General features: G+C 75.1%; 11 protein-coding genes. 7 read left to right on the forward strand and 4 right to left on the reverse strand.

Going from position 1 to position 13,277, the window contains the following annotated elements; translation table 11 throughout:
• Nucleotides 1-36: 36 nt before the first annotated feature.
• The 3 genes from lanKC to ACIQM0_RS03180 form a co-directional block, all read right to left on the reverse strand.
• Nucleotides 37-2,601 (reverse strand): class III lanthionine synthetase LanKC, encoded by a 2,565-nt coding sequence (gene lanKC / locus ACIQM0_RS03170; RefSeq protein ID WP_401283000.1) that lies wholly within the window; start codon nt 2,599-2,601, stop codon nt 37-39.
• A gap of 24 nt (nt 2,602-2,625) precedes the next feature.
• Complete coding sequence (locus tag ACIQM0_RS03175; RefSeq protein ID WP_401283002.1) at nt 2,626-3,906, reverse strand: MFS transporter; 1,281 nt, start codon at nt 3,904-3,906, stop codon at nt 2,626-2,628.
• A 162-nt stretch (nt 3,907-4,068) separates the two neighbouring features.
• Nucleotides 4,069-4,227, reverse strand: a complete 159-nt coding sequence (locus tag ACIQM0_RS03180) for a hypothetical protein (RefSeq protein ID WP_311305604.1) — start codon at nt 4,225-4,227, stop codon at nt 4,069-4,071.
• A gap of 351 nt (nt 4,228-4,578) precedes the next feature.
• Here ACIQM0_RS03180 and ACIQM0_RS03185 point away from each other — a divergent pair, with 351 nt between their 5' ends.
• The 7 genes from ACIQM0_RS03185 to ACIQM0_RS03215 all read left to right on the forward strand — a co-directional run bounded on the left by ACIQM0_RS03185 (nt 4,579) and on the right by ACIQM0_RS03215 (nt 12,286).
• Nucleotides 4,579-5,685: a radical SAM protein gene (locus ACIQM0_RS03185; RefSeq protein WP_401283004.1), complete on the forward strand. Its 1,107-nt coding sequence runs from the start codon at nt 4,579-4,581 to the stop codon at nt 5,683-5,685.
• 71 nt (nt 5,686-5,756) lie between these two features.
• Complete coding sequence (locus tag ACIQM0_RS03190; RefSeq protein ID WP_401283396.1) at nt 5,757-6,476, forward strand: iron-containing redox enzyme family protein; 720 nt, start codon at nt 5,757-5,759, stop codon at nt 6,474-6,476.
• Nucleotides 6,473-6,673: an aroma-sacti cluster domain-containing protein gene (locus tag ACIQM0_RS03195; RefSeq protein WP_363023424.1), complete on the forward strand. Its 201-nt coding sequence runs from the start codon at nt 6,473-6,475 to the stop codon at nt 6,671-6,673. The genes ACIQM0_RS03190 and ACIQM0_RS03195 overlap by 4 nt, the downstream gene beginning before the upstream one ends.
• Nucleotides 6,674-6,782: 109 nt before the next feature.
• A complete protein-coding gene (locus ACIQM0_RS03200) occupies nt 6,783-9,980 on the forward strand; it encodes an adenylate/guanylate cyclase domain-containing protein (protein WP_401283006.1) in 3,198 nt (1,065 codons plus the stop codon).
• 3 nt (nt 9,981-9,983) lie between these two features.
• Nucleotides 9,984-10,859: a S8 family peptidase gene (locus ACIQM0_RS03205; RefSeq protein WP_401283008.1), complete on the forward strand. Its 876-nt coding sequence runs from the start codon at nt 9,984-9,986 to the stop codon at nt 10,857-10,859.
• Nucleotides 10,843-11,448 (forward strand): GAF domain-containing protein, encoded by a 606-nt coding sequence (locus ACIQM0_RS03210; RefSeq protein ID WP_401283010.1) that lies wholly within the window; start codon nt 10,843-10,845, stop codon nt 11,446-11,448. The genes ACIQM0_RS03205 and ACIQM0_RS03210 overlap by 17 nt, the downstream gene beginning before the upstream one ends.
• Nucleotides 11,449-11,497: 49 nt before the next feature.
• Nucleotides 11,498-12,286 carry a sugar phosphate isomerase/epimerase family protein gene (locus ACIQM0_RS03215; RefSeq protein WP_401283012.1) on the forward strand — a complete coding sequence of 263 codons (789 nt, stop codon included), beginning with the start codon at nt 11,498-11,500 and terminating at the stop codon, nt 12,284-12,286.
• Nucleotides 12,287-12,291: 5 nt separating this feature from the next.
• On the opposite strand, the gene ACIQM0_RS03220 is transcribed toward ACIQM0_RS03215, so the two are convergent.
• Nucleotides 12,292-13,203, reverse strand: coding sequence for an EamA family transporter (locus ACIQM0_RS03220; RefSeq protein WP_401283014.1), 912 nt, complete (start codon nt 13,201-13,203; stop codon nt 12,292-12,294).
• Nucleotides 13,204-13,277: the final 74 nt, after the last annotated feature.

Here is a 13,277-nt window from a genome sequence, read left to right on the forward strand (position 1 = left end):
TATACACGTGGTGTCGCCGCGCCCGCGGGCCCTGAGTCACCCCAGGGTGAGTACGTCCAGCAGGTCCGGCCGTTCTTCCGGCGCGGCCGACAGCGTGTGCAGGGCGAGCAGCACGCCCGCCGCCCCGGTCGCGAGATCGGCGGAGAAGCGGCGCAGCCGCGCCCCGGGCACCAGCAGCCGGTCCTGTTCGGCGACCAGGTGCCAGGAGAGGTTGCGCACGGAGTCCAGCACCTCGGCGTCCGGCTCGCCGCCGGACAACTGGTGGGCGGTGGCCACGAGTCCGGAGCGGCCGGTGAAGAGGCCCGGTTCGCGGATGAACTCCAGGAGGCAGCCCTGCCGGACGCCGGGCAGCAGGGCTGCGAGCGCGGGGGCCTCCCGGTGGGCCAGGTAGCGCTGGGCCACCAGGGCGACGCCGCCGCTGCCCTGGTCCAGGTAGAGGAAGTGGCGTTGGCCGTCCTTGACCTGCACGCTGCCGCCCGGCATGGTCACGCAGTGCTCCGCCTCGCGGGCGAGCGTCGCCCCGGCGGCGTCGAGCAGCCACTCCTCACCGGTGAGCGCGTGCAGTTCGAGCTGGAGCAGCGCGGCCCCGGTGAAGCCACGCAGCAGTCCCGCCGAGGGCGGGGCGGGCGGGCCGCCGGTGGCCTCGCCCCGGACCAGCGCGTCGAGTTCCCAGGCGGTGCGCAGGGCCCGGTCGAGCAGTTCCCGGTCGGGCGGTCCATCACCGTCCGTGGCGAGCCGGAGGGCCGCCAGCGCCGTTCCCGCGGTGCCCGTGAGCAGGTCGGCGGAGGCGGGGGCGGCTGCCCGGAGTGCCCGGTCGAGGAGTTCGCGGCCCTCCTCGCGGCGGCCGAGCCGGGCCAGCACCAGCGCGACGCCGGGCAGTCCGTCGAACAGCCCGCCGGGGGCGTCCGGGGCGCGGCGCAGGGCGGTCCGGGCCAGCCAGTCGACGTACTCGGCGGGGACCGGGGCGCCGACGCGGTGCAGGGCGTACAGCACCCCGGCGGCGCCGTGCGCGGCGCAGATGCCGCCGGTGGCGAAGCCGGCCAGGTCGCCGGGGAAGAGCCGGTCGGTGCGGTCCGGGGTGGCGTCGGCGTGGATGCCGGCCAGGAGCCGTTCCCGGATGCCGGACCAGTCGGGCACCGGGCCCCGCAGCAGCAGGTCCACCGTCGGTTCACCGCTGTCCGCCGGAAGCCCCCGGGAGAGGACGGCCGGGCGGGGCGGTCCCGCGTCGGGGCCCAGCCGGTAGCGGGCGCGGGCCCAGCGTTCGATGCTGAGCACCTTGCCCCGGTCGTGCTCGGACACCTCCATCAGCGGCATCAGGATGTGCAGCCAGATCGCCCAGAGCGCGTAGTCGTCCGCCTCCGCTCCCGCGGTGCCGAGCGGAGCCTGGAGGCCGGGGGCGCCCGCCAGCGGGGTGTCCTCGTCGTCGAGGTCCGTGGCGTACTCGAAGTCGATCAGGACCACCCTGCCGTCGGGGCGCAGGATGACGTTGGCGGGGTGCACGTCCGCGAACCGCAGCCCGCGGGCGTGGATCCGGTCGAGGGCGCGGCCGAGGCCGGCCGTGACGGACTCGGCCCACCGGGAGTAGGCGTCGAGTTCGGCGGGCGTGCGCTCACCGCGCACCAGGACGAAGCGGTCGACGATCTCGTCGAACAGGGTGGTGCCCTCGATGTACTCCTCGATCAGGAAGTGGTGTTCCCAGACCGTGCGGACGCCGTACACCTCGGGCACGCAGTCGAGTCCGGCGAGCCGGGTCAGGGCCCGGTGCTCCCGGTGCAGCCGGGTGACGGCGTCGTGCCCGGCGGGGTCGAGACCGCAGTGCGGCCGGGCCTCGCGCAGCACCACCCGCTGCCCGGTGGTGCGGTGCTCGGCGAGGTAGATGCCGCCCGCGTTGGAGAACTGGAGCGCCTTGGTGACGACGTAGGGGAAGTCGTCGTCGCGGGCGGCGGCACGGGCGGCGAGGTGGGGGCGCAGCTGTTCGGGGACGGTCACCCAGTCCGGTATCCGGAAGACCACGCCCCTGGTGTCGGGGACGAGTGCGCCGCCGGGGTGGCGCATCGCGCGGACCCTGGTCCCGTCGGTGTCCTGGCACCAGAGTTCGACGAACGCGCCGTAGCGGACGTGGACGGGAGAGTTCCCGATCCGCAGATCGCTCAGGATGTACGGTCCGCTGCGCCCGTCCAGGGCCAGCGTCAGGGCGTCGAGCAGTCGCAGGAACGCGGGCTCGTCGGCGGGGTAGAGGGTGAGGAACTTCCCCGCGCCGGACCGGTTCATGTACTTGGCCGACATCAGCCGCAGGGCGCGCTCGCTGCGCAGGAACTTGAACGGGACCCCCTGCTCCAGGCAGATCCGGGCGGTGTCGGCGAGGGTGCGCTCGGCGTCCGCCGCCACGGTGGAGATGTGGATCTTCCAGCCCTGTTCGGGGAGTTCGGCGGAGTCGGGGTGGAGTGCGGTCCACAGTCCGCCCCGGCCGCGCCGCCAGCCCTCGGGCGGTTCGGCGCGGTCGAGCGGGTAGCGGGTGTCCTCGTCGGGCAGCCGGGCCGGGGTCTCGTAGTAGCGGCGGTCGGCGATGCAGTACAGCTGGGTCTCCTGGATGCCGGGCACGGCATACCTCCTGGGGGCTCGTGATCAGGGGCGGGGGCTGCCGGCCCCGGTACGGTCCGTGAGGGGCTCGTCCGCGGCGGTCTCGTCCCCGGCGGCCTCGCCCGGCGGCGGGACCGGCCGGGCGGACGGGGCGAACGTGACGACGGCGGCGGACACGGCCAGGACCGCGGCGATCGACCCGAAGGCGGTGCGGCTGCCGAAGGCGGTCAGGAGCGCGCCCCCGGCCAGCGGCCCGAACGGCTGGACCAGTGAGGAGAGGAACCCGGCGGCGCTCTGCACCCGGCCGACCCGGTCGCCCGGAGTGACGGTCAGCAGGGTGGACAGGAAGCCGATGCTGGCGACCGTGGACAGGCACATGCAGGCGGCGCAGAGCAGCCCGGCGAACAGCGGGACCCGGATCCAGGCCAGCGCGAGGGCGGTGACCACACAGAACCAGCAGGTGGCGGCGGTGAGCGCCCAGGTCCGGCGTTCGGGGCGCAGCCGGGGGGCGAGGAGCGCGCCGGCGAGGGCCCCGACCGAGATGAAGGAGACGACGGTGCCGCCGCCGAGACCGGACCTGCCGCCGCTGGAGAACACGGTCAGCGCGGTGAAGGTCATGGCGCCGAAGGCGAAGTTCATGCCGAGCCCGAAGACGAGGAGCACGGTCCGCAGATAGGGCAGCTTCCACAGGAAGGACACCCCTGCGGTCAGCTCGGCCCGGCTGAACACGGAACCGGCCCTGGACTCCGCCCTGGAGCGGGTCCTTACCAGGGCCACGCAGAGCGTGGACAGCAGCAGCCCGACGGCCTCGGCGAGGAACGGCAGGACGGGGTGCAGGCTGAACAGCCCGCCCCCGATGAGCGGCCCCACCAGCCGTGCGGTGGCCGTGCGGGCCTGGAGACGGGCGGTCGCGGTCCCCATCTCGTCGGCGGGCACGACGCTGCGCATCAGCCCGAAGACGGCGGGCCCGTAGAAGCTGCCGATGACGGCGCCCGCGCCCGCGACGAGCAGCACCAGGATCAGCGGGACATGGCCGGTCCACACGGCCACGACCAGGGCGCTGACGACGCAGAAGCTGCCCACGTCGCACAGGCGCATCAGCCTGCGGCGCTCCACCCGGTCGGCCATCACCCCGCCGGGCAGCATGGTGATCAGGACCGCGGCGACGGACACCGTGCCGATCGCTCCGGCCTGAACGGCCGATCCGGTCTCGCGCAGTACGAGCAGCGGCAGTGCCAGTGCGGTCATCTGGGTACCGAGGACGGCGAACAGGCCGCTCATCCAGAGCAGTCGGAAGTCCCGGTTGGTTCGAAGGGCGGTGGCCATCGTCGGCTCCCGGTCGGTGAGCGGGGACAGGGCCCGGACAGCGGCCCGGGAAATCGAGGCGGGGCGGTCCCCGTGGTCACGGAGCCGCCCCGTTTCGGCCGGCCGGGCGCCACGGGGAAGGGGTACTTCCCGGAGGTGGCGCCGCGGCCCGGTCGTCAGTCCTTACTGCTCCGACAGGACGAGGCTCACGGTGCTGACGCAGTTGCCGTCCAGCGAGCGCTCGTGCACACCGGCGGTCTCCTGGAGGTCCAGGACGGAGTGCGCCTCGACCTCGGGGGTCTCGTTGTTGTCGTCGGCGGCGGGCTTCGTGTTCTCGGACATGGTGGTCTCCGTCCACTCGTCTGTCTGGGTCGTTCTCCGGCCGGTCCGGGCTGAGCCCGTTCCTTCCGGTTGCGGCCGGCGGGTGCCTTCCGCTGACCAGAAAGTTAGGAGGCCGGGCCTGGCAAACGGCTCGGCGCCGGTATGGCCCCGGTATCGGGGCAGTTCAGCGGGGGGTGACACGGCCGCCGGTGCGTCCGCCGGGCCCGTGGGCGGCCCGCCGCGGGCCGTCCGGCCTGCGGCCATACCGGCGGCGAACCGGGCCCGGACCGGTGCCGAACCGTGCGGACGGACGCTGTGTTCGCGCATCGCGGCCGCGCGCCGCACCCCACTACGCCCGGAGGAGACGGCCGAATGGAGCTCGCCGAACTCATCGGACTGCGGCCGGTTCCGGCCGCCGGAGTGCTGATCACTCTGACCCGGCGCTGCCCGCTGCGCTGCGCCCACTGTTCCACCGGCTCCGCGCCGGAGGTGCGGGAGGAGCCCGGGGCGGACGACCTCCGGCGGTTCGTCTCCTCGTTCACCGCGGACGACCGGCCCGAGGTGATGATGCTGACCGGTGGCGAACCCCTGCTGCGGCCGGGCCTGGTGGCCTCGCTCGCCCGCTCCGCGCGGGAGTCCGGCACCCGCACCGCGCTGCTCAGCGGCATGTTCTTCGCCCGCTCCGGCACGCTTCCGCCCGCGATACGGCGGGCGGTGGGCACGCTCGACCACTTCTCCGCCAGCCTCGACCTGCCGCACGAGCGGGAGGTGCCGCGGGCCGGGGTGTTCAGGGCCGTGCGGGAGATCCGCGAGCTGGGGGTGGCGGTCAGCTTCCACCTCACCGGGACCGGGCCCGAGGACGACTACCTCGCGGATGTCACCGCGGACATCCACCGGACGTTCGGCGGCACGGTGCCGGCCCTGGTCAACGAGGTGCGGCCGTTCGGCCGGGCCGCGGCCTGGGCCCGCCCCGCCCGTACCGCGCCGGACGGCGAGGGCGCGCTGCCGTGCGCCATGGCCGCCTGGCCGGTGGTCGCCTTCGACGGCACGGTCCTGGCCTGCTGCAACCAGGACACGGTGGACCGCCGCCCGGCCCCGCCCCATCTGCGGCTCGGCCATGTCGCCGAGGACGGCTGGGCCGCCGTGCGCGCGGGTACGCTCCGCTCACCGCTGCTGCGGCTTGTGCGCACGGTGGGCCCGGCCCACCTGCGCGCGCGCTGGTCGCCGGCCACACCGGCCGGCTCCTACTGCGGGGACTGCCGCGGGCTGAGCGACCGGCCGGAGGTGGTGGCGGCGGCCGACGCGGTGGCGGGCGGCGCCGCGGGCGCGCTGCTCGACCTGACCTCGGCCCGTCGCCAGCACGACGACGGACCGGTGGCCCTGGTACGACGCCACGGATGCGCCCCGTACGCGGACCTGGTGGCGACGCCGGGCCCGGCGCACGGCCCGCGTCCGGTACCGGAAGGCACCGGACCGTGACGGCCGCCGGACAGACCCCGGTCCCGGCCGGGAGCACGGCATCGTCCGCCGCCGGGCGGCGGGAGTGCGGGCTGCCGGCCTCCGAGCGGCTGCGGGTCAAACTCGCCCTCGCCGAAGGGGCGTTGCACGCCTCGGCGGCCGTGCTGTGGCGGGCCGAGGGGCTGCTGCCCCGCTACCGGGCGTACCTGTGCGCGATGCACACGGTCATCCGCGCCTCCGTACCGCTGATGGAACGGGCCGCCGAACGGGCCGCGTCGATGGCGCGGCACGGCGATCCGCTGGGCGCGCCGCTGGCCGCGTACCTGCACGACCACATCCGGGAGGAGGCGGAACACGACTCCTGGCTGCTCGACGACCTGACCGCGGCGGGCAGCGGCCCGCGGGCCGCGCTGGACCCGGTGCCGCCTCCGCTCGTCGCCTCCCTGGCGGGCGCCCAGTACTACTGGATCGAGCACCACCACCCGGTGGCGCTGCTCGGCTACATCGCCGTCCTGGAGGGGCACGCCCCGGCCTCCGGACTGGCCCCCCGGCTGGCCCGGCTGACCGGGCTGCCCGCCCCGGCCTTCCGCACCGTGCACGAACACGCGCGGCTCGACGACGGCCACGCCGGCGAACTGTACGCACTGCTCGACCGGTTGCCGCTCTCGCGGGGACACGAGGCGGCCGTCGCCGTCAGCGCCCTGCACACCACGGACGCGCTCACCCAGTTGTTCGTCCGGCTCGGGCGCACCGGACCGGCACCGCCGGTGCGGGGAGCGGGGCGGTCCGTCCCGACAGGAGGCCAGGTATGAACGAACCACCGGACCGGCTCGCCGTGCTGTACGGCGCCGGGTTCGCCGTCGATCTGCTCACCGAGGAACAGCGGCAGGTCCTGACCGATCTCGCACCCGAGGAACTGACGCTGCTGCTCGACATCAAGAGCCGGCTGGACGACGTCGGACCCGAGGTGCAGGCACACGGCGAGATCGCGGGCGGCGCCCTGTTCTGAGGGCCGTGTCCGTGAAGGCCCGCCCGTGGCGACCGTCGCCGCGCGGCGGGCCGGCTCCCCCGTGACCCGGCCCACCGCTCCGGCCGGACCAAGCAGAGAGGAAGCGCTGATGAACTGCATCTCGTGCCGGCACGAACTGCCCACCGCCGCACGGTTCTGCCCGGCCTGCGGCACCCCTTGCCCGGCGCCCGTCGCGGCGGCGCCGGAGGACGAACGCAAGCTGGTCACCGCGGTCTTCTGCGATCTGGTGGGCTCCACGGCGCTGTCCGGCGTGCTGGACCCGGAGACCCTGCGCACCGTGACGCTGCGCTATTTCGCGGCCATGAGCGAGCAGATCGAGGCCCGGGGCGGCACCCCGGAGAAGTTCATCGGTGATGCCGTGATGGCGGTGTTCGGGGTGCCGGTGATGCGGGAGGACGACGCCCGGCGGGCGCTCTCGGCGGCGCTCGGCATGCGCGAGGCGCTGGCGGAGCTGAACACCGAGCTCCAGGCCACCCTGGGCATCCGGCTCAGTATCCGGATCGGCGTCAACACCGGTCAGGTCGTGGCGAGTTCCGATGCCAGCACCCGGCAGGCGCTGGTCTCGGGCGAGACCGTGAACGTGGCGGCCCGGCTGGAACAGAACGCGGCGCCCGGCGAGATCCTGATCGGCCCGCAGACGGTGGAGGCCGCCGGGCCGACCGTCGTCGTGGAGGGGACCGGCCCGCTGCGGCTGAAGGGCAAGAGCGACAGCGTGCACGCCTACCGGCTGATCGCGCTCGGCGCCGACGACCCGGAACTGCTGCGCCGATTCGACGTGCCGTTCATCGGCCGCGCCGCGGAGAAGGCGGTGCTGGACGAGGCGCTGGACCGGACGGTGCGCGGGGCGGGTCCGGGGCTGGTGCGCCTGGTCGGCGACGCCGGGGTCGGCAAGACCCGGCTGGCGCGCGAGTGGCTGGCCGGGCTCGCCGGGCCGGGCGGGCCGGTCGTCGGCACCGGGCGCTGCCGCAGCTACGGCGACCACGGCACCCTGACGCCCCTGGCCGACGCGGTCCGGGACGTGCTGGAGGCCCCCGCGGCACGCGAGGCCCTCGACGCGGCGTCCGGGCGGGCCGGGGCCTCGGTGGCGGACGCGCGGGCGCTGCTGCGTGACGGGCTGCTGCACGACGGCACGCCCAACGCCCCGTTCGAGGACATGTGCGCCGCGCTGATCACCGTGCTGGCCCGGACGGCGGGCCGCCCCCCGGCGCTGCTGGTCCTGGACGACTGGCACTGGGCCGAGCCGCTGCTGGTGCGGACGGTGAACCGGCTGGCCGGACCGCTCGGCCGGGCGGGGGTGCTCATCGTGTGTCCGGGCCGTCCCGACGGGCCCTCGTCCGCCGCGGACCCCGCCGCCCGCCCCCCGCAGATCCTGCCGCTGACCGGGCTGCCGCGCGCCGAGGCGGACCTGCTGGTCCGCGAGCTGGCCGGAACCGGCACGCGGACCGCCCGGATCGACGGAGACCTGTACGACCGCGCCGAGGGGAACCCGCTCTACCTGGAACAGCTCCTGGTACCGGCCGGTACCGACCCGTCCGGCGCGCAGGCCGAGGAGGGCGCGGCGGTGCCGCCGACCCTTCAGGCGCTGCTCGGCGCCCGGATCGGCGCGCTGGAGCGCACCGAACGCAGCACCCTCGATCTGGCCGCCGTCGTCGGCCGGGACTTCACCGCTCCGGAACTCGTCCGGCTGACACGGGCGGTGCGCGAGACGGAGGACCCGGCCAGGCCCGCCCCGGCCGCGCCGGACGACGCGCCGGACGACGACCGCGGCCGGGTGGTGCGGGCGCTGGCCCGGCTGCGCCGCCGCCGGCTGGTCGAGACCACGCCCGGTGGCGATCCGGGCGCGGGGCGGCACCGGTTCAGCAGCGGTCTGGTCCAGGAGGTCGCGTACGCCTCGCTGTCCAAGCGGTCCAAGGCCGACCGGCACGCCTGGGCGTCGGAGCTGCCCAGTGTGACGGCGGCGGGCGAGGCGGCGGTGGGCGGGCATCTGGAACGGGCCTACCGGTACCGCGCCGAACTCGGCCTCGCCGACGACCGGGCCGCCGCGCTGCGGGGCCGGGCCGCCGCCGCGCTCGCCGCGGCCGGTGCGCAGGCCCTGGCCCGTTCCGATCTGCACTGGGCGCAGGGCCTGTTGGAACGGGCCGTGGACCTGCACCCGCACGGCGACCCGGCCGCGGCGCCCGCGTTGCGCCGGCTCGGTGAGGTGCGGCTGGCGCTCGGCCGTCCGGAGGACGGGGAGCGCCTGCTGCGGCAGGTCCTGGCCATCGGGACCGCCCCGGTCGAGGCCGCGCACGCCCGGCTCGCGCTGGCGGTGCTCGACCCGGCCGCGGTGAACGTGTCGGCCACGGCCCGCTCGGTGCTGCCCCTGTTCGAGTCCGCCGGGGACTCCGTCGGACAGGCACGGGCCCGGCTGCGGCTCGCCCAGCAGTTGCAGCTGGCCGGGCGGCACGAGGAGGCGGACCGCGACCTGACGCTGGCCCTGGACCACGCGGTGCGGGCCGAGGCGGAGCCGGAGCGCGCGGCGGCGCTCGGAGCCATCGGGATCTCGCTGTGGCGCGGCCCCGAGCCGGTGCCGGTCGCGGTGGCCCGCTGCCGGGACCTGCTCGCCGCACACGGCGCCGGGCGACCGGCCGTACGGACCACGCTGAACTGTCCGCTGGCCGTGCTCTACGCGCTCAACGGCCGGGCGGACCGGGCCGGGGAGTGCCTGGCGGAGGCGGAACGGCTCGCGCAGGAGCTGGGGTACGCGGAGGCCGAGGTCTTCCTGCCGGTGTTCCGGGCGACGGTCGAGACGCTGCTCGGGCACACCGGACCGGCGCTGGACCTGCTCGTGCGGGCCGACCGGGCGGCCGCGCACTCGGGCGCCCGGTCCATGCGTCCGGCCATCGGGCTGGAGACGGCCCGGCTGCTGCTCGACGAGGGTCGGCCGAAGGGCGCCGGTCCGTGGCTCGATGCCGTCGGGGCACCGGAGTCGCTGCCGCACGCGGACCGGGTGGACCTGGCGGGGCTGCGGGCCCGGCTGGCCGCGGGGGCCGGTGACGCGGCCGCGGCACTGCGGCACGCGGACCGGGCCGTACGGGACTCCCTGCTGACCGACTCCCCGCTGGTGCGGGCCACCGCGTCGCTGGACCAGGCACGGACGCTGGCGCTGCTGGGCGATCAGGCGGGTGCGACGGCGGCGGCGCGGGAGGCGCGGGACCGGTTCGCGGAGAAGGGACATCTGCCGGGTGAGCGGTGGGCCGCCCGGCTCGTCGCAGGACCGGCGGCGGCCACGACGGAGATGAGCTGACGGATGGCTACCACGGACACGACACCGGGGCTGACGTGGAGTCTGCGCGGGCGCGGCCCGCAGGACGTGGCGGTCCTCGCGGACCCCGGTCCCGGACCGGGCGACGGCGCGGCCGTACCGGGCACCGGGCGGGGGGTACGGGTCTGCGTGGTGGACTCGGGGGTCGAGCGCGACCACCCGGGGGTGGGCCCGGTCGACGGGTCCTGGGTGGTCGTCAAGGACCCGGAGACGGGCGGGACGGAGGTCAGGGCGACCAGCACCGGGGACTCCTGCGGTCACGGCACCGCGTGCGCGGGCATCATCCGCCGGACGGCACCGGAGTGCGAACTGCACAGCGTCCGGGTGCTGGGCGAGCGGTTCTCCGGCACCGGGGACGTGCTGCTCGCCGGGCTGCGGTGGGCGGTCGAGCAGGGCTTCGACGTGGTGAACCTGTCGCTGTCCACCACCCGCGCCCGGTTCGCGGAGGAACTGCACGCGCTGGCCGACCACGCCTACTTCAACCGCACGGTCGTCGTCGCCTCCGCGCACAACTCGCCGGTGGAGAGCTATCCGTGGCGGTTCGCGTCGGTGATCTCCGTGGGCAGCCACCAGGAAGAGAGTCCGGACATGCACCTCTACAACCCCGATCCGCCGGTGGAGTTCTTCGCCCCCGGCCAGAACGTGACGGTTCCCTGGCTGGGCGGCACCTCGATACGTACCACCGGGAACAGTTTCGCGACCCCGTACATCAGCGGGCTGTGCGCGCGTCTCCTCTCGGCGCATCCGAGGATGACGGCCTTTCAGCTCAAGAACGCCCTCTATCTCTCCGCGGCCAACGTGCGGTTCGGCCCGCGGCTTTCCATCCCGGCAGGAGAGGCCTGTGATGACTCCGAGAACTGAACCAGCGTCCGCCCCGGGAACGGTGCCGCCGGCGAGATCGCCCCGGCACGAGCTTCTCCAGTCCGTCGTCGACGTGGCCCGTGCGATCTTCGGCGCGGCGGCCAGCTCCGTCTTCCTGCTGGACGAGGAGACCGACGAGCTGGTCTTCCAGGCGGTCTCCGGCCAGGGCGAGGAGTTCCTGGTGGGCCGCCGGTTCCCGGCCGGGCGCGGGATCGCGGGCTGGGTGGCGACCTCCGGGGAGCCGATGGTGGTGGACGACCTCAGCGTCACCCCCTCCTTCGACCGGTCGCTCGCCGAGTCCACCGAGTTCGTGCCCAGCGCGCTGATGGCGGCGCCGCTGATCAGCGACGGCCGGGTGCTCGGCGTCCTGGAGGTGCTCGATCCGTCCCCGCGCGCCCGCACCGAGATGCGGGAGCTTGACCTGCTCGCGATGTTCGCCCGGCAGGCGGCCGCGGCGCTGCGCGTGGTGTCGTTCGCACCGGCCGACCGCGAACGGCGGGAGGGGGGCGAGCGGCTGGGGCCGCGGCAGCGGGCGGACGCGCTGAGACTGCTGGGTAACCTGGAGCAGTTGCTCCGGGAGCCCTGCTGAACCGGGCTCCGCGAGCCACGGCCGGCGCAGACGACGGAAGGACACGCACGTGAAGCTCGCTTTCTCCACCCTCGGGGTGCCGGGGCTGCCGATACCCGAGGTCGTCCGGCTCGCCGCCGAACACGGCTACCAGGGGGTGGAGCTGCGCGCCCACCCGGAGGAGCCGGTGCACCCCGGCCTCTCGATGCTGGAGCGGGCCGATGTGGTCGAGGAGTTCAAGCGGGGCGGGATCGAGATCCTGACCGTGGCCGGCTATGTCCGGGCCGCCTCCGAGGGCGAGGACCAGCCGGTGCTGGACGAGCTCGCCGCGCTGGTGGAGCTGGCCCGGGACCTGGGCGCGCGGAACGTCCGGGTCTTCCCCGGCGGCGGCGACCAGGACCCCGACGCGGCGGACGCGACCGCGGCCCGCAGGCTGGCCGCCGCCGCTCCGTACGCCGCCGACATGGGCGTGCGCATCCTGCTGGAGACCCACGACTCGCACCGCGCGGGCGCCGCCGTGGCCCGTGTGGTGGGCACGGTGGGGCACGGGAGCGTCGGCGCGCTGTGGGACGTCATGCACACCTGGCTGGCCGGTGAGGAACCGGTCGCGAGCCATGCGGTGCTGGCCCCGCACCTGGGCTACGTCCAGGTGAAGGACATCGCGTCGGCGGAGGCCACCGAGCCCCTCGCCCTGGGCGCCGGGGTGCTGCCGCTGCGGGCCTGCCTGGACACCCTGGACCCGGACAGCTGGGTCTGCTGGGAGTACGAGAAGCGCTGGCACCCGGAGGCGGCGGAGCTGCCCGGACTGCTGAGCGCGGGGCGCGAGCACCTGCTGCGGCTGGGTGCGCCGAAGCAGTAGAGCGGTCAGGCGGCCCCCGCGGCCCGCGACTCCGCGAGCTCAGGGGTGGCGGGGCGGGGGCGCCGCGCCCCGGCGAGCGAGGTCAGCGCGACACCGCCGACCAGCAGCGCCGCCGCGCACCACCGCAGCGGGCTCACCGACTCGTCGAGCAGCAGGGCGGCCGACGACATCCCGAAGACGGGGACGAGCAGGGTGAACGGGGCGACCGACGACGCCGGGTACCGGCTCAGCAGGAAACCCCACGCCCCGAAGCCGAACACCGTGGTGATCCAGGCGACGTAGACGATGATCCCGGCTCCGCTCCAGTCGAGCGCGGCGAGCGCCTCCGTATCGCGGTCCCACCCCTCGAAGAGGAGCGAGAGCCCGAGCAGCGGCAGCACCGGGACGGTGGAGACCCAGACCATGAAGTTGAGGGCGTCGGGCGGGGCGGCCTTCCGGGTCAGCACGTTGGACACGCCCCAGCAGGCGGCCGCCGCGATCACCAGGACGAAGGCGAGCACGGGCCCGTCCGCCCCCTCGTCCACGGCGGCGACACCGATCCCGGCGAGGGCCACCGCCATCCCCAGCACCCTTGTCCTGCCCGGCCGTTCACCGAGTGCGAGCGCCGCGAAGAGCGCGGTGAAGACCGCCTGCACCTGGAGCACCAGGGAGGACAGCCCGGCCCCCGTGCCCCGGTCCATGCCGATGAACAGCAGGCCGAACTTGGCCACGCCCAGGGCCAGCCCCACCCCCACGATCCACTTCCAGGCGACCTTCGGCCGGCCGACGAGGAACACCGCGGGCAGTGCCGCGACCAGGAAGCGCAGGGCGGAGAAGAGCAGCGGCGGGAAGTGGTCGAGCCCGAGCTCGATGACGACGAAGTTGACACCCCAGACGGCGGCCACCAGGGCGGCCAGGGCGATGTGGAGGGGACGCATGTCCCGAGGATCACCCGCATCAACCGTTTAGCACCAGCGCGGATTTCTTCATGGTGAAATTGAGTGTTGCTAAT

Origin of the sequence: Streptomyces sp. NPDC091387 (assembly GCF_044756945.1) — a bacterium.
Taxonomy (GTDB): Bacteria; Actinomycetota; Actinomycetes; order Streptomycetales; family Streptomycetaceae; genus Streptomyces.